The 19,487-nt window shown below is 54.8% G+C and carries 15 protein-coding genes and 1 other RNA gene; 11 read left to right on the top strand and 5 right to left on the bottom strand.

From position 1 onward, the window contains the following. Positions 1-211: 211 nt before the first annotated feature. Together L383_RS18765 and L383_RS18760 are read left to right on the top strand one after the other, a co-directional pair. A complete protein-coding gene (locus L383_RS18765) occupies positions 212-1,612 on the top strand; it encodes an MFS transporter (protein ID WP_023332788.1) in 1,401 nt (466 codons plus the stop codon). A gap of 3 nt (positions 1,613-1,615) precedes the next feature. Continuing rightward, the gene (locus tag L383_RS18760) at positions 1,616-3,991 is read left to right on the top strand and encodes a glycoside hydrolase family 3 N-terminal domain-containing protein (RefSeq protein WP_023332789.1); all 2,376 of its coding nucleotides are present in this window, start codon (positions 1,616-1,618) and stop codon (positions 3,989-3,991) included. A 5-nt stretch (positions 3,992-3,996) separates the two neighbouring features. Here the strand turns inward: L383_RS18760 and rprA are convergent. Together rprA and ydiK are read right to left on the bottom strand one after the other, a co-directional pair. Further along, positions 3,997-4,104, bottom strand: an RNA gene (gene rprA / locus L383_RS24785) — antisense sRNA RprA. Between the two features lie 209 nt (positions 4,105-4,313). After that, positions 4,314-5,429 carry an AI-2E family transporter YdiK gene (ydiK, locus tag L383_RS18755; protein ID WP_014883514.1) on the bottom strand — a complete coding sequence of 372 codons (1,116 nt, stop codon included), beginning with the start codon at positions 5,427-5,429 and terminating at the stop codon, positions 4,314-4,316. A 200-nt stretch (positions 5,430-5,629) separates the two neighbouring features. Here ydiK and L383_RS18750 point away from each other — a divergent pair, with 200 nt between their 5' ends. From L383_RS18750 to L383_RS18740, 3 genes are all read left to right on the top strand, one after another. Then, a complete protein-coding gene (locus L383_RS18750; RefSeq protein WP_023332790.1) occupies positions 5,630-8,686 on the top strand; it encodes a D-2-hydroxyglutarate dehydrogenase YdiJ in 3,057 nt (1,018 codons plus the stop codon). Beyond that, positions 8,683-9,093: a 1,4-dihydroxy-2-naphthoyl-CoA hydrolase gene (gene menI, locus L383_RS18745; protein WP_014883516.1), complete on the top strand. Its 411-nt coding sequence runs from the start codon at positions 8,683-8,685 to the stop codon at positions 9,091-9,093. Before L383_RS18750 ends, menI begins: the two co-directional genes overlap by 4 nt. An 85-nt stretch (positions 9,094-9,178) precedes the next feature. After that, positions 9,179-9,373, top strand: a complete 195-nt coding sequence (locus L383_RS18740; RefSeq protein WP_003857766.1) for a YdiH family protein — start codon at positions 9,179-9,181, stop codon at positions 9,371-9,373. A 50-nt stretch (positions 9,374-9,423) separates the two neighbouring features. Here the strand turns inward: L383_RS18740 and L383_RS18735 are convergent, their stop codons facing one another. Both L383_RS18735 and L383_RS18730 read right to left on the bottom strand, forming a co-directional pair. Further along, a complete protein-coding gene (locus L383_RS18735) occupies positions 9,424-10,053 on the bottom strand; it encodes a helix-turn-helix domain-containing protein (RefSeq protein WP_023332791.1) in 630 nt (209 codons plus the stop codon). Positions 10,054-10,122: 69 nt separating this feature from the next. Continuing rightward, on the bottom strand, positions 10,123-10,782 hold the full coding sequence (locus tag L383_RS18730) for a helix-turn-helix domain-containing protein (protein WP_014883518.1): 660 nt from the start codon (positions 10,780-10,782) through the stop codon (positions 10,123-10,125). Positions 10,783-11,200: 418 nt separating this feature from the next. Between L383_RS18730 and L383_RS18725 the strand changes: the two genes are divergently transcribed. The 6 genes from L383_RS18725 to L383_RS18700 all read left to right on the top strand — a co-directional run bounded on the left by L383_RS18725 (position 11,201) and on the right by L383_RS18700 (position 17,187). After that, positions 11,201-11,731 carry a fimbrial protein gene (locus L383_RS18725; RefSeq protein ID WP_032629202.1) on the top strand — a complete coding sequence of 177 codons (531 nt, stop codon included), beginning with the start codon at positions 11,201-11,203 and terminating at the stop codon, positions 11,729-11,731. 78 nt (positions 11,732-11,809) lie between these two features. Then, positions 11,810-12,487, top strand: a complete 678-nt coding sequence (locus tag L383_RS18720) for a fimbrial biogenesis chaperone (RefSeq protein WP_023332793.1) — start codon at positions 11,810-11,812, stop codon at positions 12,485-12,487. 45 nt (positions 12,488-12,532) lie between these two features. Further along, positions 12,533-15,061 (top strand): fimbria/pilus outer membrane usher protein, encoded by a 2,529-nt coding sequence (locus tag L383_RS18715; RefSeq protein WP_032629204.1) that lies wholly within the window; start codon positions 12,533-12,535, stop codon positions 15,059-15,061. Between the two features lie 11 nt (positions 15,062-15,072). After that, a complete protein-coding gene (locus L383_RS18710; RefSeq protein WP_023332795.1) occupies positions 15,073-16,020 on the top strand; it encodes a fimbrial protein in 948 nt (315 codons plus the stop codon). 11 nt (positions 16,021-16,031) lie between these two features. Continuing rightward, complete coding sequence (locus tag L383_RS18705) at positions 16,032-16,544, top strand: fimbrial protein (RefSeq protein ID WP_023332796.1); 513 nt, start codon at positions 16,032-16,034, stop codon at positions 16,542-16,544. 1 nt (position 16,545) lies between these two features. Next, positions 16,546-17,187: a helix-turn-helix transcriptional regulator gene (locus L383_RS18700; protein WP_023332797.1), complete on the top strand. Its 642-nt coding sequence runs from the start codon at positions 16,546-16,548 to the stop codon at positions 17,185-17,187. 94 nt (positions 17,188-17,281) lie between these two features. Here the strand turns inward: L383_RS18700 and fdhF are convergent, their stop codons facing one another. Beyond that, entirely contained in the window at positions 17,282-19,432 is a 2,151-nt protein-coding gene (gene fdhF, locus L383_RS18695) for a formate dehydrogenase subunit alpha (RefSeq protein ID WP_023332798.1), read from the bottom strand. Positions 19,433-19,487: the final 55 nt, after the last annotated feature.

Genomic DNA, 19,487 nt, shown 5'->3' on the forward strand with positions numbered 1-19,487 from the left:
CCGGCTATGCCGGAGGATATTTATTATTTCATTTCATATTTGCTCCCCATCACAAATAAAGTAAAAAACCAAATATCATAATTTGTCTGTTAATTTAGACAATTGTTAGCGCGCAAAGCGTTGCTAATACTTGAGCCTTACTGCGCATTTCTCTTCAGAAGATGCGCAACTGGTTGAAATACGTTTTAACCTGATAAAAAGGCAAATAACAATGACACTTTCCTCTGTATTGCGTACCAAAGATAAAATAGGTTATGGCTTAGGTGATATGGCCAGCGCGCTGGTCTGGCAAACGGCAACGTTATTTCTTGCTTACTTCTATACGGATGTTTTTGGTTTACCCGCGGCCATTATGGGGACCATGTTTTTAGTGGTGCGCGTGGTTGATGCGTTTGTAGACCCGTGCATTGGCGCACTGGTTGACCGCACCCAGACGCGTCATGGTCGTTTCCGTCCATGGCTGCTGTGGTTTGCCATTCCTTTTGGCGTGAGCTGCCTTATCACCTTCTATGTACCGGACGTCGGGCCGACGGCTAAAATCGTTTATGCCTGCCTGACCTACGCTATCCTGAGCCTGATTTACTCCGCGATTAACGTGCCTTACTGCGCCATGCCGGGCGCACTCACGCTGGACCCGCGCGAGCGTCACTCCCTGCAGTCATGGCGCTTTGGTCTGTCATTTATTGGCGGGTTGATTGTGACGGTTATCGCCTTGCCGCTGGTCTCACTGCTGGGCCAGGGCAACGTGCAGAAAGGCTATTTCTATGCCATGAGCCTGATGGGGCTGCTGGGCATTGTGCTGTTCTTCTGCTGCTTCCTGATGACCCGCGAGCGGTATTCTCCGCGCAATGATACCTCCGGCTCCATGCTCACCGATTTAAAACTGCTGGGCCGCAACAGCCAGTGGCGTATTGTGTTCCTGTTTAATATTTTGCTGCTGACCGCGGTGGTAACGCGCGGCTCCGCCACGATGTATTACGTGAACTATGTGCTGTTGCGCCCGGATCTGGTATTTGCCTTTATTGTTTCCGGAATGGTGGCCTCCTTAAGCGGCGCATTATTATCTGAACGGCTGCTGGGTAAATTTGACCGCGTTCGTGCTTACCAGTGGACGATTATTTCCTTCGTCATTTTCGGCGCGCTGATTTTCTTCCTGCCGCCTTCGCAGGTCTGGCTGATCTTCGGCCTTAACATTGTCTTTAGCTTTATTCAAAACCTCACCACGCCGCTCCAGTGGACCATGTTCTCCGATGTGGTCGATTACGAAGAGCATCGCAGCGGCCGTCGCCTGGACGGGCTGGTCTTCTCCACCGCGCTGTTTGCCATCAAATTTGGCCTGGCGCTCGGCGGGGCGGTGGTGGGCTGGGTACTGGGCATGGTGGATTATGCACCGGGCCAGGCAGCCCAGACGCCGCACGTGCTGTCGACCATTAACGCGCTTTTCACCCTTATCCCATGCGCGCTGTTCCTCTGCATGGTGGCGCTACTTTCCATCTACAAGCTTAACAGCCGGCTGGTGGATTCCATCGCCCGTGAGCTGGCCAGCAAGCGTGAGCTCAGACCCGAAGCGGGGCAGCTCAGCCCGGCAACCCCTTCCGCACTACAGGAGTAAAACATGACAGCTATCTATAAGGACGCGGGACGTCCCGTGCACGAGCGCGTCGCCGATTTACTGGCGCGTATGACCCCGGAAGAGAAGTTCGCCCAGATGCATGCCTACTGGCTGATCCTCGACGAAAACGGTAACCATCGCGAGAGAAGCGATCTGAGCGACGAATTCGCCGGTGTGAGCGAGCAGGCGTCGCTCGGGGAACGGCTAAAACTGGGCGTCGGGCAGATCACCCGCCCGCTGGGCACCCATATTGTTGACGCAAAAACCGGCGTGCGCGCGGCGAACCGCCTACAACGTATGATGATGGAAGAGACCCGTCTCGGCATTCCTGCGCTGTTCCACGAGGAGTGTCTGGTAGGACTGCTGTGCAAAGACGCAACGCTGTTCCCGTCCTCGCTGAATTACGGTTCCACCTGGAACCCTGAACTTGTGCAGCGTGCAGCAGAGCAGATTGGCAAAGAGGCGCGCTCTGTGGGCTGCCAGCAGGGGCTGGCCCCGGTACTGGACGTTTCCCGCGACGTGCGCTGGGGGCGCACCGAAGAGACCTTCGGGGAAGATCCGTGGCTGGTGGGGGTGATGGCGGCGGCATACGTCAAAGGGTTGCAGAGCGACAAGCGCGATCTGCTGGCGACGCTTAAGCATTACGTGGGTCACTCGTTCAGCGAAGGGGCGCGCAACCATGCTCCGGTCCACCTGGGCTTTAGCGAGCTGAACGACACCTTCCTGCTGCCGTTTGAAATGGCGGTCAAGCTGGCCAATGCCGGTTCGGTGATGCCCGCCTATCATGACATTGATAATCAGCCGGGACACAGTGACAGCTTCCTGTTGACCACCGTGTTGCGTGAGCAGTGGGGTTTCGACGGCATCATTGTCGCGGATTATGGCGGCGTCAGCCTGCTGCATCAGCACCATGGCATTTCCCACGATGCGGCGGAATCGGCCGCACTGGCATTTAACGCCGGGCTTGATGTTGAACTGCCGAAAGATGACTGCGCACGACACCTCGCAGAGGCCGTTGAGCGTGGGCTGATTTCCATGGACAAAGTCGATGAAATCGTGGGGCGCGTGCTGACCGAAAAATTCCGGCTGGGGCTGTTTGAACACCCGTATGCCGACGAAAACGGGATCGATCTGCAAAACGAGGCAACCCGCCAGGTCGCGCGGGACGTGGCGACGCAATCTGTCACGCTTCTGGAAAACAACGGCATTTTGCCCCTCGGTGGAAAACCGCGCGTGGCGCTGGTGGGCCCGACCGCAGACGATCCGCTGGCCCTGCTCAGCGGCTACAGTTTCCCGGTTCACCTGATTATCAGCGATATGGTGGAAGAGACTTCGCAGGTGACGACTCCGCGCGCGGCGCTGGAACATTACCTGGGCGCAGCGAACGTGCGCTACGCCAAAGGGTGTCACATTATCGAAAAACGCATGGCGGGTGCACCTGTCTTCCCTGGCGACAGCGGCGGTAAACCGATGCAGCAGTCACCGGTGTCGCAGAGTACCGCCTTGATCCCCGAGGCGGTAAACGCTGCGCAGCAGAGTGATGTGGTGGTGGCCTGCGTCGGCGACCTCGCCGGGCTGTTCCAGAGCGGCACGGTAGGGGAAGGCTCCGATACCGACTCGCTAAACCTGCCCGGCGTGCAGCAACAGCTACTGGACGCGCTGGTGGCAACCGGAAAACCGGTCATCGTTGTCATGACCGGCGGGCGTCCCTACAACCTGCAGGGGCTGGAGGATAAGGTCGCGGCGTTGATGATGGCATGGGCGCCAGGGCAGGAAGGTGGCTGGGCGATTGCGGACGTGCTAACCGGTCGCGCCGAGCCGCAGGGGCGTCTGGTGGTGAGCGTGCCGAAAAGCGCCGGCGCGATGCCGTATTACTACAATCACAAGCTGAAAAGCTGCGGGACGCCGTTCGCGTTCCACTTCGGTGCACGTTATCCGTTTGGTTTCGGTCTCGGCTGGACGCAATTTAGCTGGGGAGCCGCGAAGGTAGAGACATCGAGCGTGCCAGTCGACGGCGAGGTGGTCATCAGTCTGGATGTCACCAATAACGGCGAACGCAGCGGCAGCGAAGTGGTGCAGGTTTACGTCAGGGATAAGGTCGCCACGCAGGTACGACCGCTCCAGGAGCTGAAGGCCTTCCAGCGCGTCACGCTCTCGCCGGGGGAGACCGCCACGCTGAACTTTACGCTGCCGGTGGAGATGTTTAACTTCACCCGTCGTGATGGCAAGCGCATTGTTGAGCCGGGTGAGTTTGAACTGCAGATTGGCCCATCGTCGGCGGACATCCGTGAGATCGTGTTGGTCAACGTCACCGGGGAGACGCGGGTTGTACCTGCTGAATGGCGGATGATCAGTACCTGTGAAGTGACACGCGCGTAGGCAGGATAAAAAAAAGCCCATCGTGGGAGATGGGCAAAGACTACACACAGCAATTCGTTGTTTCACTCAGGGGATTTCCATGCTTATAAATCAAGGTGTTGATCTATAACCGTGAGCTAATAGTAGGCATGTGCGCTTTTAGCGTCGATCAGATTCGTCTCAATAGTTAAAGAGAAGTAAAGATTTCTTGAGGTTTATAGCAGACTTACTGTTGAAAGGGCGGGTCTGACCAGTGTACAACGAATAAATACTTTAGCAGCGTTTAAGTATTATGGGGAAGAATGTAGGCCGGGTAAGCGTTAGCGCCACCCGGCAACAAAACTTAATGCGTGTTCTTCTCTTCCAGCTCTTCCAGTTCTCCCAGAATCACGTCCGGGTCAGTTTCCGGCGGTGGAATTTCATGCACCCAGGCGGAGAACAGACGCCAGGTCACGGCGAGCAGTACCGGGCCAATAAACAGGCCAATCATTCCGAAGGCAATCAACCCACCGATCACCCCGGAGAGGATCAGAATCAGCGGCAGGTCTGCGCCCATGCGGATGAGGATGGGGCGAATCACGTTATCCATGGTGCCGACCACGCAGCTCCACACCAGCAGAACCGTTCCCCACGTGGTGTCACCTGTCCAGTAAAGCCAGATAATGCTGGGAACCAGCACCAGTAAGGGGCCCAGTTGCGCAAGACAGGTCATCAGCATGACAACGGTAAAGACGGTCGCGTACGGGACACCGGAAATCGCCAGGCCGATACCGCCCAGCACCGCCTGTACCAGGGCCGTTACTACCACGCCAAGCGCCACGGCGCGCACGGCCTGTGCCGCCAGCAGCACGGCGGCATCGCCGCGTTTGCCCGCCAGTCGGGTGGCAAAGTGACGAACGCCTAACGCCACCTGCTCGCCGCGCCAGTAGAGCAGGGCGCTGAACAGCAGCATCAGGGTACAGTGCATCATAAAGCGACCAATATGGGCCGCCTGACCCACAAACCAGGTGGTGGTGGTGCCAATATACGGACGCACTTTCGCCATCAGCGCGCTGCCGCCCATCTCCAGCAGGCTGTGCCAGCCGCTATAGAGTTTGGCACCCACAACAGGGATGCTGTTCAGCCAGGCGAGATCCGGCAGCGTCAAATCGCCACTGGTAACGGCACGAATCACCGGACCACTAGAGTCCACCAGGCTATTAACCAGCAAGGCAATCGGAATAATAAACAGCAGGAACAACAGTAGCGTCATCACCAGTACGGCGAGACCGCGACGGCCGAACAGCAGTTTCTGCAAACGCAGCAGCAAAGGCCAGGTAGCCACCACAACGGTTCCGGCCCAGGCGAAGCCGAGAATAAAGGGTTGAACGATCCACAAGCAGGCAATAATCATGAGGGCCAGGAACAGCACCGACAGCAAAATTTGCGCAACATCCCTGGGCTGGCGAACATTGACCATAAATAAAACTTTCCTTAAAAGAACGCCAGTATGGCTGGCGGGAACGGAAAACCGCGTCTCTCTAATCATTAATGATCTCAGCGGTTTTTGACAGGCGGATTTTGCCCGTAATTCTACGAAGCACATAAGAAAAAAATGTGATAAAACTTTCCAGACACAACGCAAACGATTTCACATTACTCTAATTAGGGTCGACAGTAATGATCCCACAGATTTCTCAGGCACCTGGCGTCGTTCAACTGGTGCTTAATTTTTTGCAGGCACTGGAGCAACAGGGTTTTACAGGTGATACCGCCACGAACTATGCCGACAGGCTGACGATGGCCACCGATAACAGTATCTACCAGCTTCTTCCCGATGCCGTCGTTTTCCCTCGTTCAACCGCCGACGTGGCGCTGATTGCCCGGCTGGCCACGCAAGAGCGGTTCGCCTCTCTGGTCTTTACGCCGCGTGGCGGCGGCACCGGGACCAATGGTCAGGCGCTGAACCAGGGCATTATTATTGACATGTCGCGCTATATGAACCGCATCATTGAGATCAATCCTGAAGAGGGATGGGTGCGGGTTGAAGCGGGCGTCATCAAAGATCAGCTAAATCAGTATCTCAAGCCTTACGGTTACTTCTTCGCGCCGGAACTCTCCACCAGTAACCGTGCGACCCTTGGGGGCATGATCAATACCGATGCGTCCGGTCAGGGGTCACTGGTCTACGGAAAAACCTCCGATCACGTGCTGGGCGTGCGTGCGGTTCTGCTGGGTGGCGATATTCTTGATACCCAGCCGATGCCGGTCGAACTGGCGGAAACGCTGGGTAAAGACAACACCACCATCGGGCGTGTTTATCGCACGGTGCTGGAGCGCTGTCGTGACAACCGCCAGCTGATCCTCGATAAATTCCCCAAACTGAACCGCTTCTTAACGGGCTACGACTTGCGTCACGTCTTTAACGACGATCTGACGCAGTTCGATTTAACCCGGGTGTTGACCGGCTCTGAAGGCACGCTGGCGTTTATCACCGAGGCGCGGCTGGATATCACCCGTTTACCGAAGGTGCGTCGCCTGGTGAACGTCAAATATGACTCCTTCGACTCCGCGCTGCGCAATGCTCCGTTTATGGTTGAGGCGCAGGCGCTGTCGGTAGAAACCGTCGACTCTAAAGTGCTGAATCTGGCGCGGGAGGACATTGTCTGGCACTCCGTGCGGGAGCTGATTACCGACGTGCCGGATAAAGAGATGCTGGGTCTCAATATCGTGGAGTTTGCTGGCGATGACGCGGAACTGATTGAGAGCCAGGTGACGACGCTCTGCCAGCGTCTGGATGATCTCATTGCGCAGGGTGAAGGCGGCGTGATTGGCTGGCAGCTCTGTAACGATCTGGCCGGTATTGAGCGTATCTATGCGATGCGTAAAAAAGCCGTGGGCCTGCTCGGCAATGCAAAAGGCGCAGCGAAGCCGATTCCGTTTGCCGAAGACACCTGCGTGCCGCCTGAGCATCTGGCGGATTATATCGTTGAGTTTCGCGCGTTGCTGGACAGCCACGGCCTGAGCTACGGCATGTTCGGCCACGTCGATGCCGGGGTGCTGCACGTGCGCCCGGCGCTGGACATGTGCGACCCGCAGCAGGAGATCCTGATGAAGCAGATCTCTGACGATGTGGTGGCCTTGACCGCCAAATATGGCGGTCTGCTGTGGGGGGAGCACGGGAAAGGGTTCCGCGCGGAATACAGCCCGGCCTTCTTCGGGGAACAGCTCTATGCGGAATTACGCAAGGTCAAAGCGGCCTTCGACCCGCATAACCGCCTCAATCCCGGAAAGATCTGCCCGCCTGAAGGCGTGGATGCGCCAATGCTGCAGGTGGATGCCGTCAAGCGCGGTACCTACGACAGGCAGATCCCAATTGCGGTACGAGCCTCCTGGCGCGGCGCGTTGGAGTGTAACGGCAATGGCCTGTGCTTTAACTTCGATGTGAAAAGTCCGATGTGCCCGTCGATGAAAATCACCAGCAACCGTATCCATTCTCCGAAAGGGCGGGCGACCCTGGTGCGCGAATGGCTGCGCCTGCTGGCCGATCGCGGCGTTGATCCGCTCAGGCTGGAGCAGCAGATACCGGAAAAACGGGCCAGCCTGCGCTCGCTGATTGAGCGCACCCGCAATAGCTGGCATGCCAGTAAGGGCGAGTATGATTTCTCCCATGAGGTGAAAGAGGCGATGTCCGGCTGTCTGGCCTGTAAAGCCTGCTCGACGCAATGCCCGATTAAGATCGATGTGCCGGAGTTCCGCTCGCGCTTCCTGCAGCTCTACCACACGCGCTATCTGCGCCCGGTGCGAGACCATCTGGTGGCAACCGTGGAAAGTTACGCACCGCTGATGGCGCGCGCGCCTAAGACCTTTAACTTCTTTATCAACCAGCCGCTGGTGCGCAAGCTCTCCGAAAAGCATATCGGTATGGTCGATCTGCCGCTGCTGTCGGTGCCGTCTCTGCAGCGCCAGCTTGTCGGGCATCGCTCGGCAAACATGACCCTGGAACAGCTTGAGGCGCTCACCCCCGAGCAAAAAGCGAATGTCGTGCTGGTGGTGCAGGATCCGTTCACCAGCTACTACGACGCCCAGGTGGTCGCGGACTTCATCCGCCTGACCGAAAAACTGGGGTATCAGCCCGTGGTTCTGCCGTTCTCGCCCAACGGCAAGGCGCAGCACATTAAAGGCTTCCTGACGCGTTTTGCGAAGAGCGCGCGGAAAACCGCTGACTTCTTAAACCGTGTGGCGCAACTGGGTATACCCATGGTCGGCGTCGATCCGGCGCTGGTGCTTTGCTATCGCGATGAATATAAACAGACGCTGGGTGATAAGCGCGGAGAATTCCACGTCATGCTGGTGCATGAGTGGCTGCCGTCAGCCCTGGAAGCGCGCGCGATTCAGGATGTCAGCGGTGAACCATGGTATCTGTTCGGCCACTGCACGGAAGTGACGGCGCTGCCCGGCGCTCCGGCGCAGTGGGCATCCATTTTTGCCCGGTTCGGGGCGAAGCTGGAGAGCGTTAACGTGGGCTGCTGTGGGATGGCCGGTACGTACGGTCATGAAGTGAAAAACCACGCCAACTCGCTCGGCATCTATGAGCTGTCCTGGCACCAGGCCATGCAGCGTTTGCCGCGAAACCGCTGTCTGGCGACGGGCTACTCCTGCCGCAGCCAGGTGAAACGGGTAGAAGGTAACGGCGTACGCCACCCATTACAGGCTTTACTGGAGATAATTGGATGATCTGGAAACGTGCCGTCACGCTGCAGGCGCTGAATGCCATGGGCGAGGGGAATATGGTTGGGCTGCTGGATATCCAGTTTACCCGCATTGGCGACGATGATATTGAGGCCACAATGCCTGTCGATCATCGGACTCATCAGCCGTTTGGTTTATTGCACGGCGGTGCGTCCGTCGTGCTGGCCGAAACGCTGGGCTCGGTTGCAGGGTATCTCTGCACCGAAGGTGAGCAGAAGGTCGTCGGGCTTGAGGTGAATGCCAACCACATTCGCTCAGTGCGCAGCGGACGCGTACGGGGTATTTGCCGCGCGCTCCATGCCGGCAGCCGTCACCAGGTGTGGCAGATTGATATCCTCGATGAGCAGGATCGCCTCTGCTGCTCGTCGCGTCTGACGACGGCGGTCGTGTAAAGTTTTCAGATGAATTGCCTTTGGTCAAAAACTAGCCAGCAGGTTGTGATATACTGGCCAGGATTTGTACATAAGCGAGGACATCATGGATACTGAAATAACCCCAACACAGCTGGCAATTGAATATTTACGTCGCGATAAGAGCAACCTGTCTCCGGCGCAGTACCTGAAAAAGCTGAAACAGCTTGAGCTGGAATTTACAGATTTGCTGGCGCTCTCTTCAAATGAACTGAAAGAAGAGATCTACTTTGCCTGGCGGTTGGGCGTTCACGTCCATTGAGTGAGTGTTGTTGAAAAGGCCGCAATTGCGGCCTTTTTTGTGCCTGACATTCAGTATCTGGCAGGAAGTTTGTTGATTTTAAGGAGACGACCTTCTTCCATTTCGATAAACCCGCCGGTTTTTAAATCGGCCAGAATGCGCATGACCCCGCTTCGGGAGAGCTGGGTTTTCTCCCTGATATACCTTTCCGCCGTCACGCTGCCGCGATAGCTCTCATCTTCCTCCATCAGCTTTATGAGCTGCTGGCGAATCATCTCATACGCCGTCGGTGCCCCCTGAGGCATCACGTTGTTATAAAGACGGCTATAAACAAACATGAGCTGTTTTGAAAGCAGCCCCCACAAGGACTTTTCTTTGATGATGTCATTAACCCGCTCGGCGGTGAGCGTGCCTATCAGGCAAGGGCTTACGGTCTTGAGGTAGTCATTAAAATAAATGTCGGTCAGATTAGCGAGGCCGAAGAGGGCGGGGCTGCGGGCCGTGGAGAGCATCATATCGTCGCTTCTTCTGTAGATAGCAACCGTCCCCTCAAGAATTAAATAGCACATTCCCTGACCATCGATCTGAAGGTCAAGTCGTTCGCCGCGAGCGGTTTGTCGTGTCGTACAGTCAGGCAGTAAGTGAGAAATAAGCTCTTGCGCGTAGGGTGAGCCACGTTGAGGCGTTTCTGGAAGGGACATGGTCGCTGCTAACCTTTAAATAACCCTGGCTAAGTATAGCGTCTATCGTCTCTGGCGGCACGGCGGCGGTCAATATTTTCGTGGCAGATGATGAATGTCGAGCAACACGCCACGCTCCATGGTGATGTACTTCCCGGTGCGCAGTTCCGAGAGGATACGCATAATTCCGCTGCGCGAAAGATAGGTCCGGCTTTTGATGTAGGCTGCCGCCGTCGTATTTAACCGGATTGCGTCGGGTTCCTGCATCAGTTCTACAAGCTGGAAGCGGATAATATCGTAGGCCGACATTTGCGATATTTGCGCGCAATGTTCGTAGACCCGCGAGGCGGTATAAATAAGCAGCTTAGAAAAGTGCTCCCATAAATTATGTTGCGACACAATTTGATTGAAGCTCTCCAGCGGCACGCGGGCGATCTCTGCGGTCTCCAGCGCCCGGACATACAGGTGCTCAGAGGAAAACTGACTGCTGACACCGAGAATAAAAGGGGTAGATTCAGAGTTTAAAACAATGCCGTCGCCGCGCCGGTGAAGCGCCACGCTCCCCTGGAGAAGCAAAAAGCATTGCCGAATATCATCTTTATAATAATGTACCGTTTCGCCACGGCCGATGATCATTCTGTTGGCCACAGGCAAAACATGTTTAATCAGCGTGTCTATATGGGCGAACGGTTTTAAATCCAGAACTGAGGACTGGTGATTATTCAGTTGGGTGGTTAAACGCGTATTCATAAGATACCTCACAGCGACGCTTTGTATGATCAATTTTTGATCTGCGAAGGGAATTATCTTAAAAATGAACAACTCAGGGAATATTCCCCGCAGGTCTAAAAGTAGACCGGGGGATCTCAGGAGTCTAACGTTCTGAATCACAGGAGAAAGTGTGTCGGGTCTACAATTAGACTCGCTCACTATTCGATAATTTTCTGCTGTGATAAATGTTGTTTTTTCGTTAAATCACAGTCTACAGCTAGACCATCAAAAAGTTGTTTTCAGGAAAATGATTATATAAATTTTATCCAGTCAGTCAGAAAGACCTTATGCCATCGATTGGGAAATAAAAGAATGTTAACTGGTTCTTTTATCGGCTTTCTGCTACGTGAATTTCAATAATAAATAAAGTTATCCAGTAAACAGGAACATGATGATTATGAAAAAGAATATTATTTTAGCAATGGTAGCGGCAGGTTCCGCCTTAATGATGGGCAATGCCTTTGCGGCTGCGGGCACCGTAAACTTTAATGGCAACATCCTGGATTCAGCCTGCGATGTTGCGGTGGCCTCTCAAAACCAGGTGGTGGTATTAGGTGATTATTATAAAACAGAATTTCCAACCACCGGTTCAAGAACGGCGGCAACGAAATTCAATATTATTCTGAAGAATTGTCCGGTAACCGTGACCAGTGCCAAAGTCCGTTTTGACGGCACGCCCGATATGACCAATACGGATCTGCTGGCGATTGATACGTCCGTCGCCGGTGCCGCAACCGGGGTTGCCATCAATTTGATGACTGCTGATAAAGCTGACCTGCCGCTGCATAGCAGCAATAGCTACAGCTATTCGTTAAGCAGCAGTGCTGACAATACGTTGGATTTCTATGCGCAGTATATTTCAACGGCGGCAGCGGTAACATCCGGTCCTGCAAACTCCGTCGCTAACTTCTCTGTTGTTTATAACTAATTACTCAGCAGCAAAAAGTCCGCTCCGCAAGGTGTTGTCTGGGGGCAGTCATTGCCCCCTTGTATCAAGAGGTTCAAAATGAATGTTATTAGCAAAGCCCTGCTGAGCGCGGCTGTTATTATGGCGTCGCTGTCACAGGCTTCTGCCGGGGTTATTATTGGCGGTACCCGCGTTATTTTTGATGGTGGAAAAAAAGAGGCCTCCATCAGCATCAATAATGCGGATGAAGCCCCTTACTTAATCCAGTCCTGGATTGAGATGCCAGAAGGTAATGCTAATAAAGCGCCTTTTATCATCACCCCACCGCTCTACAGGCTTAACGGTGGTCAGCAGAATATTGAACGTATTTTGATTGCCGGCTCGTTGCCGCAAGATAAGGAAAGTCTGTTCTGGCTGAACATTAAAGCGATACCGTCAGCCACGAAACAGGTTAATTCATTGCAGATTGCCGTGAAGACACGCATCAAGCTTATTTATCGTCCGGAAAAGCTGAAGGCGTCAACGCCGGAGGAACAGGTAAATAAATTAACCTGGTCCCGCAGCGGAAATAAAATCCAGGTCTCTAATCCTACACCCTATGTCATTAACTTTAATGACATAAACGTCGGGGGTAAAAAACTGGAGGAGGCCTCATGGGTGGCGCCGGGCGCAGTGGCTGCATTTAGCTTACCGCCCGGCATTTCTGGCAATCAGATCCAGTTCAGCGTGATTAACGATTATGGCAGCCCGGGAATAAGACACCAGGCCAGTTTTTAATAGTTGAAAAACGGGCGCTCTCATTAGTGGGTCAGGTTTATGATGATGGCAACGAAAAATATAAAAATGCAACCCGCGCGTCTGGCTGTTTATATCACCTTCGCGCTGACGCATGCTGTATCTGTGGCGCATGCCCGGGAAACCTTTAACGCCGAGCTGGTGGAGCTGGATAATTCCGGGATGGCAAAAGCCGATTTATCTGCGTTTGAATCCGGTTCGCAGGCACCAGGGAAATACCATGTTGATATCATTCTTGACGACCAGCTTATTGAGACGGGCGATATTGATTTTATTGCAGTAAACGATGAGAAGGGAAATGACAGCCTGCTGCCTTGTCTGAGTATTGCACAGCTAAAAAGCTGGGGCGTCAAAACCGCACTGTTCCCCGGCCTGACGAGCGAAACGACATCCTGTGTCAACCTGCAGGCAATCCCGCATGCCAGTACCGATTTTCAGTTCGGCGCGCAGCGGCTGGTCATCAGTATTCCTCAGGCCGCGATCGATCTGCCTGCACGAGGGTATGTTTCCCCGGAACAATGGGATGAAGGGATCACCGCCGCGATGCTCAACTACAGCCTGAGCGGGGCGAACAGCCGGGCAAAACAGGCCGGCATTAAGAACAGTAACAGTCAATATGCCAACTTACGCCCGGGCATTAACGTTGGGCCGTGGCGGCTGCGCAACTACACCACCTGGTCGCGGGATGAGACGGGCCAGGACACGTGGGATACCGTCTACACCTACGCACAGCGGGCCATTATCCCGCTCAACGCACAGCTCACCCTGGGCGATAGCGCCGCGCCCGCAGACGTGTTCGACAGTATGCCGTTTCGCGGCGGACAACTGGCTTCCGACGACGACATGCTGCCGGATTCGCTGAAAGGCTATGCACCCGTAGTTCGCGGTATCGCGCGGACCAATGCCCAGGTGGTGGTGCGGCAAAATGGCTATCAGATTTATCAGACCTATGTTGCGCCTGGTGCATTTGAAATTACGGATATGTACCCCACGGGCGGCGCGGGCGATCTGGATGTCACCATTAAGGAAGCTGACGGCAGTGAGCAACATTTCACTCTACCGTATGCCTCTTTGCCGGTATTACAACGCGAGGGGCGCCTGAAATATGCGCTGACCGGGGGCCAGTACCGCTCTTATAACCATAACGTTGATAAGACGCCGTTTGGGCAAATCACCGGGATCTATGGTCTTTCGCGGGGCGTCACGCTCTACGGTGGGTTGCAGGCGTCGAGCAAATACCAGTCTGTCGCAGCCGGGCTCGGGAAAAACATGGGCGATTTGGGTGCGATTTCTGCGGACGTGACCCAGGCCTGGTCCACCCCGCAGGACGGCAAAAAATCCAACGGGCAATCCTGGCGCGCGCGTTACAGCAAGAACTTTGTGGGGACCGGGACCCAGTTTTCGATTGCAGGCTACCGCTACTCGACCCGCGGTTACTACGGCATGCAGGAGATCCTCGATTCCTGGGGTGACAGCACTGCGCTTCAGGACCGGCGTCGCAACCGGGCCGAACTGACGATGAGCCAGACGTTGGGCAACCATCTGGGTTCGCTGACCCTGAGCGCGGCCCGTGAAGACTACTGGAATTCGGGTAAAACGATGGCGTCACACAGCCTGGGTTACAACAACTACTGGCACAACATCAGTTACGGACTGACCTGGACTTACAGTAAAAACGGCAGTGCGGGTTCTTATGATGGTAATAAACGATACGACAGCGATCGGCTCCTGGCTTTCAACGTCAGTATTCCCCTTGAGAAATTTTTGCCGCAAACCTGGGCTAACTATGGCGTGAGCGCCAGTCAGCATAACGGCACCACACACAACATCGGTCTGAACGGGGTGGCGCTGGAAAACCATGCGCTGAACTGGAACGTGCAGCAGGGGTACGGGTCGGATGGCGTGGGCTACACGGGCAACCTGAATGGTGATTATAAAGGAACCTACGCTGAACTGACGGCGGGCTACAGCTATGACAAAAACAGCGAGCGCCTTAACTATGGCCTGCAGGGAGGCGTTCTCGCTCACCGGGAAGGGATCACCTTCTCACAGCCTCTCGGTGAGACCAATGTGCTGGTTAGCGCCCCGGGTGCGCACGATGTTGATATCCGTAATCAGGCGGGGGTCAAAACGGATTACCGGGGCTATACGGTGGTCAGTAATCTCTCCGTTTACCGTAAAAATGAGATCGCCCTTGCTCCGGAAAGTATGCCGGATGATGTTGAGCTGGAGATTAATACCCGCACAGTGACCCCGACGCGTGGCGCGATCGTGGTGGCTGATTATCAGGCGAAGGTGGGGCGCCGTGTGTTGTTTAATTTAACGCATAACGGCCAATTTGTTCCCTTCGGGGCAATGGCGAGCCTGAACGGTGTGGATAACAGCAGCGTTATTGTTGGCGATAAAGGACAGGTCTATCTCACCGGTCTGGATGCACGGGGAACGGTCGTTGTGACCTGGGGGACGGAAAGCGACCGGCAATGCCGCGCACCGTTCGTCCTCCCTCCGCCATCATCGGCAGGCGGAATTACCGAACTCAACGTCAATTGTCTTTAGGGTTTTTTAAAATGCGCTTAATTACGATGATATGTCTGCTGTGTATCGCAGCAGGCTGGAGCAGTGCCCATGCAGGCACCTGCACGACGATTACGCCCCAGGAATCTACGTTGTCCATCGGCACCATTACGGTGCAGCGCGATGTGGCCGTTGGTACCGTTTTATTTTCGCGTAATGCGTCAATCACCAGCGCCTATTTAACGGGATGCACGAGTCCGGTAATGCTGGGATTTAGCATGCGATATCTGAATGCAACCCAGAGCGCTTTCGGAAATCACGTCTATGACACAAACGTGAGTGGAATTGGTATTCGTTTTTCATCTGGGGGATATTTTGAAAATCCGACCAATACCTTTTCCTATACCGCGCAGGCCAGCTATGTCGAATGGTGGGGCGGTAAAATAGAACTTATCGTGACCGGACCGGTCGCGTCAGGTTCACTCACGCCGGGAGTACTGGGCGTGGTGATGCTGCAGGGGAGCGATGGCATTTACCGTGATGCTCTGACGACCACGCTGCTGGGGGGAACGGTTAACGTGCTGGCCTGCAGCATCACCACCCCGCAGCTGACGTTCCCTATCGGCGATATTTCTGCGGCGACGTTTGGCTCGACGGTGGGCACCACACCGGCGGGCGCCCGGAATACGCAAAATCTTGGACTTAACTGCGATCCTGGCGCCAACGTGAATGTTTCTATCAGCGGTATTCAGAACCCGGACGTTGCGACGACGAGCGTGCTGGCACTTACAGGGCAAGGGAATACCGGCACGGCGAAAGGGGTTGGCGTTCAGTTGCTCTATAACGGCACGCCGCTGGCGTTAAATACGCGCCTGCCATTAACCGTTGCCGCGGGCGGTCAGCAGACATTTCCGTTAACGGCGCGTTATTACCAGACAAAAACGACGGTTGAGCCCGGCACGGCCAATGCCTCTGCGACCTTAAATTTGACGTATCAGTGATGGATAAAGCGATGAATATTTTGCGCACGGCCGCGCTCGCCGCCACAGTAATAAGCAGCAATATCTTTGCGGCGGACAGCGTTAATGTCAGCGTTACCGGCAATATTATTGCCGCTCCGTGTATATTCAATGGAGGGAATGCCAGTCTGAATATTAATCTTGGCAATATACAGGCATCAAATATGGCTACGCCGGGATCTTCATCCGATCCTGTGCCCTTTAACCTGTTATTTACCCAGTGCCCGACGGGGACGCGCAGCGTGACGGTCTCCTTTACCGGCACTCCCGATCCGGATGCGGGAGCGGATTATTACATGAACAGCGGTTCAGCCACGCACGTTGCGATTGCGATGAGTGAGGCCGCGACAGGCGTGCTGAAAGGAACGGGTGCAAGCCTCACTCAACCTGTTTCAGCAGACAGAACGGCAACGATAGCCATGCTGGCATCGGTCAGATCCTTCACCGGCGGTGCGACGCCGGGGAGCATCAGTGCCGTCGTGGTCATGACGATGCAGTACAACTGATATGCTGAATATTGTGATTAAAGAGACCGACGCATTTTTCAGAGCGGGGTTGCAGTGTTTTCTTGTGGATTTCTTCTTTCATAATTTCAAACATCTGCTTCACTTTGACGGCGAACTTTCTCATGAAAATGTCAGTGCCGCCGATATTATTTTTCTCTCTTTATGTCAGGGGGAAACCCTGACCTGTTATCCCGAATTACAGGCGCGGAAAAAAGGAATTGTGGTTGGGCTGGTGGATGATGAACACCGTTTCTCGACATATCCGTCCTGTTTTCAGGATATGATTTTTATCTCCCGCCGCGCTTCGCTGGACAGGATCACCGAGGCGCTGTTTATCGCATGGTACCGCACACAGCTCTCAAGCTTTCACTGGAGGAAGAGAAGCTGCAGCGAATGCCAGCATAAAATATTATCGCCACAGCAAATTCGCGTTATGGTGAATTTTTACAGAGGATTATCGGTAGGGCAGATCGCGAATAAGCTTAAAACAAGTGATAAAACTATTTTTACCCATAAATATTTGCTGATGCAAAAATTCAACCTGCGCAGTGATTTTGAACTGGTGGCCTTGATTCACAGGATGGTGGAGAAGAATACTCCTGGAAACCGGTTGCGAGACTATCTGACTCACCATCATGGTTAACCAGTATTCCCAATAACATACCAGGGGCGCAATAGTGTCATTCATTATCGCGCCCCTGTTTCTGCGAATTACAAAACTGTTAAGCCTCTTTTCCTTACACGTTCACGGCATTGATCAACCGCGTTTTCATCGTCTGGTAAGACGACGCCGCAAAATCCTCCGCCCAGCGCTGGTCCTCAATGGCTTCCAGCGTTACCGCGCAGTACTTGGTTTCCGGCGTTTTAGAGACAGGGTCCAGGTTGTCCTGCGTTAACTCGTTGCAGGCGCCAATCCACCACTGGTAGGTCATATAGACCGCACCGGCGTTGATACGCTCACTGATGCTGGCGCGGGTGATGACCTTGCCCCTGCGTGAACGAACCCACACCAGCTGGCCGTCACGGATGCCCAGCTTATCCGCATCGGCTGGATGCATCTGTACCCGGCCAGGTTCGTCGGCCAGGCTTTGCAGCGCGGCGCAGTTCCCGGTCATTGATCGGCACGAATAATGTCCCACTTCACGCACCGTGCAGAGCACAAGAGGGTAGTCATCATCAGGGGTTTCTGCCGGTGCGCGCCACGGTGCAGCAACGAGCTGCCCCTTGCCGGTTGGGGTGTCGAACTGATTGTCTTTGTACAGGTATGGCGTTCCCGGATGATCCAGCGTCGGGCACGGCCATTGCACGTGGCCCATTTCGCCCATTTTTTCATAGGTCACGCCATAGAAAAGAGGGCACAACGCGCGCATCTCGTCCCAGATCTGCTGGTTATCGGCGTAGTGCATCGGATAGCCCATTTCGGTGGCGAGCAGGCTGATGATCTCCCAGTCACGCTTAACGTTGCCGCTGGCCTGAATGGCCTGGCCAAAACGCTGGAACCCCCTGTCGGCACAGGTAAAGACGCCGCCGTGTTCCCCCCAGGAGGTGGCAGGGAGCAGCACGTCAGCCACTTCCGCCGTTTTGGTCATAAAGATGTCCTGAACCACGACAAAATCGAGAGCGTCAAAACCGCTGCGGACCAGGCCGAGATCGGCTTCCGTCTGGAGCGGATCTTCCCCCATGATGTAATAGGCTTTGACCTTGCCTTCCAGCGCCAGGTGAGGCACTTCGGTAATGCGCGTCCCGACGCGATCGTCCATCTTGTTGACGTCAATTCCCCAGGCATCGGCGAACTTCTGTCTGACGGCGGGATCGGTCACATCCTGATAGCCGGGGAACATATTCGGCAGCACGCCCATGTCACAGGCACCCTGAACATTGTTTTGTCCACGCACGGGACCGACGCCGACGGCAGGACGGCCGAGATTGCCGGTCAGCAACGCCAGGCTGGAAAGTCCTTTAACCACATCCACAGCCTGACCAAACTGGGTCACGCCCATTCCCCACATCACGGTGGCGGAAGGGGCCGCCGCGAACGTACGCATTGCCTGACGAACGTCACTGGCGGAAATGCCGGTGAGGTGTTCAACCCGCTCTGGCGCATACTCTTTGACCGTCTGCCGATAGGCTTCAAGCCCTTCAGTAAAGCGTGCGACGTAGTTTTTGTCGTACAGCTCCTCTTCCAGCAGCACATAGCCAAAAGCGTTGACCAGCGCCATGTTACTGCCGTTTTTCAACTGCAGATGCTGGTCGGCAATGCGTGCCGTTTCGATGCGGCGCGGATCGCAGACGATGATTTTTGCACCGTTTTCCCGGGCTTTCAGCACGCGACGGGCGACGATAGGGTGGGAGTCTGCGCAGTTGTAGCCAAATACCAGCAGACATTTTGAGTTTTCAATATCGTTGATTGAATTACTCATTGCGCCGTTGCCAAGTGTCTCCTGTAAACCGGCCACGGAAGGGCCGTGACAAACGCGCGCGCAGCAGTCTACGTTGTTCGTGTTCAACACCGCACGGGCAAATTTTTGCATCACGTAGTTGGTTTCATTACCGGTGCCGCGTGATGAACCGGTGGTCATGATCGCGCGCGGACCGAATTGCGCTTTGATACTGCTGAGCTTGTGGGCGGTGTAGCGGATAGCCTCTTCCCAGGTCACGGGGGTGAATGCCTCTCCCTTACGATAACGGATCATCGGTTGGGTCAGGCGGGGAGTGAGCAGACGGGTGTCGTTGAGGAAGTCCCAGCCGTAAAATCCTTTCAGGCACAAGGTCCCCTGGTTTGTGACCCCCTCTGCCGCTTCGGCGCGGAGGATACGGTTATTTTCAACAACAAGGTTTAATTTGCAGCCTGCACCACAGTAAGGGCAGACGCTGGCGATTTTATTCATCAATAACAGACCTGTTAAGAAATGAAGCAAAATGACTGGTAAGCCCAGTCCCGTA

The sequence above is a fragment of the Enterobacter sp. MGH 37 genome (genome assembly GCF_000534515.1).
GTDB lineage: Bacteria > Pseudomonadota > Gammaproteobacteria > Enterobacterales > Enterobacteriaceae > Enterobacter > Enterobacter kobei.

Bases quoted from the DNA above. Each gene is read 5' to 3' on its own strand.
- L383_RS18765 (WP_023332788.1), top strand. From the start codon at position 212: ATGACACTTTCCTCTGTATTGCGTACCAAAGATAAAATAGGTTATGGC.
- L383_RS18760 (WP_023332789.1), top strand. From the start codon at position 1,616: ATGACAGCTATCTATAAGGACGCGGGACGTCCCGTGCACGAGCGCGTC.
- ydiK (WP_014883514.1), bottom strand. From the start codon at position 5,429: ATGGTCAATGTTCGCCAGCCCAGGGATGTTGCGCAAATTTTGCTGTCG.
- L383_RS18750 (WP_023332790.1), top strand. From the start codon at position 5,630: ATGATCCCACAGATTTCTCAGGCACCTGGCGTCGTTCAACTGGTGCTT.
- menI (WP_014883516.1), top strand. From the start codon at position 8,683: ATGATCTGGAAACGTGCCGTCACGCTGCAGGCGCTGAATGCCATGGGC.
- L383_RS18740 (WP_003857766.1), top strand. From the start codon at position 9,179: ATGGATACTGAAATAACCCCAACACAGCTGGCAATTGAATATTTACGT.
- L383_RS18735 (WP_023332791.1), bottom strand. From the start codon at position 10,053: ATGTCCCTTCCAGAAACGCCTCAACGTGGCTCACCCTACGCGCAAGAG.
- L383_RS18730 (WP_014883518.1), bottom strand. From the start codon at position 10,782: ATGAATACGCGTTTAACCACCCAACTGAATAATCACCAGTCCTCAGTT.
- L383_RS18725 (WP_032629202.1), top strand. From the start codon at position 11,201: ATGAAAAAGAATATTATTTTAGCAATGGTAGCGGCAGGTTCCGCCTTA.
- L383_RS18720 (WP_023332793.1), top strand. From the start codon at position 11,810: ATGAATGTTATTAGCAAAGCCCTGCTGAGCGCGGCTGTTATTATGGCG.
- L383_RS18715 (WP_032629204.1), top strand. From the start codon at position 12,533: ATGGCAACGAAAAATATAAAAATGCAACCCGCGCGTCTGGCTGTTTAT.
- L383_RS18710 (WP_023332795.1), top strand. From the start codon at position 15,073: ATGCGCTTAATTACGATGATATGTCTGCTGTGTATCGCAGCAGGCTGG.
- L383_RS18705 (WP_023332796.1), top strand. From the start codon at position 16,032: ATGAATATTTTGCGCACGGCCGCGCTCGCCGCCACAGTAATAAGCAGC.
- L383_RS18700 (WP_023332797.1), top strand. From the start codon at position 16,546: ATGCTGAATATTGTGATTAAAGAGACCGACGCATTTTTCAGAGCGGGG.
- fdhF (WP_023332798.1), bottom strand. From the start codon at position 19,432: ATGAATAAAATCGCCAGCGTCTGCCCTTACTGTGGTGCAGGCTGCAAA.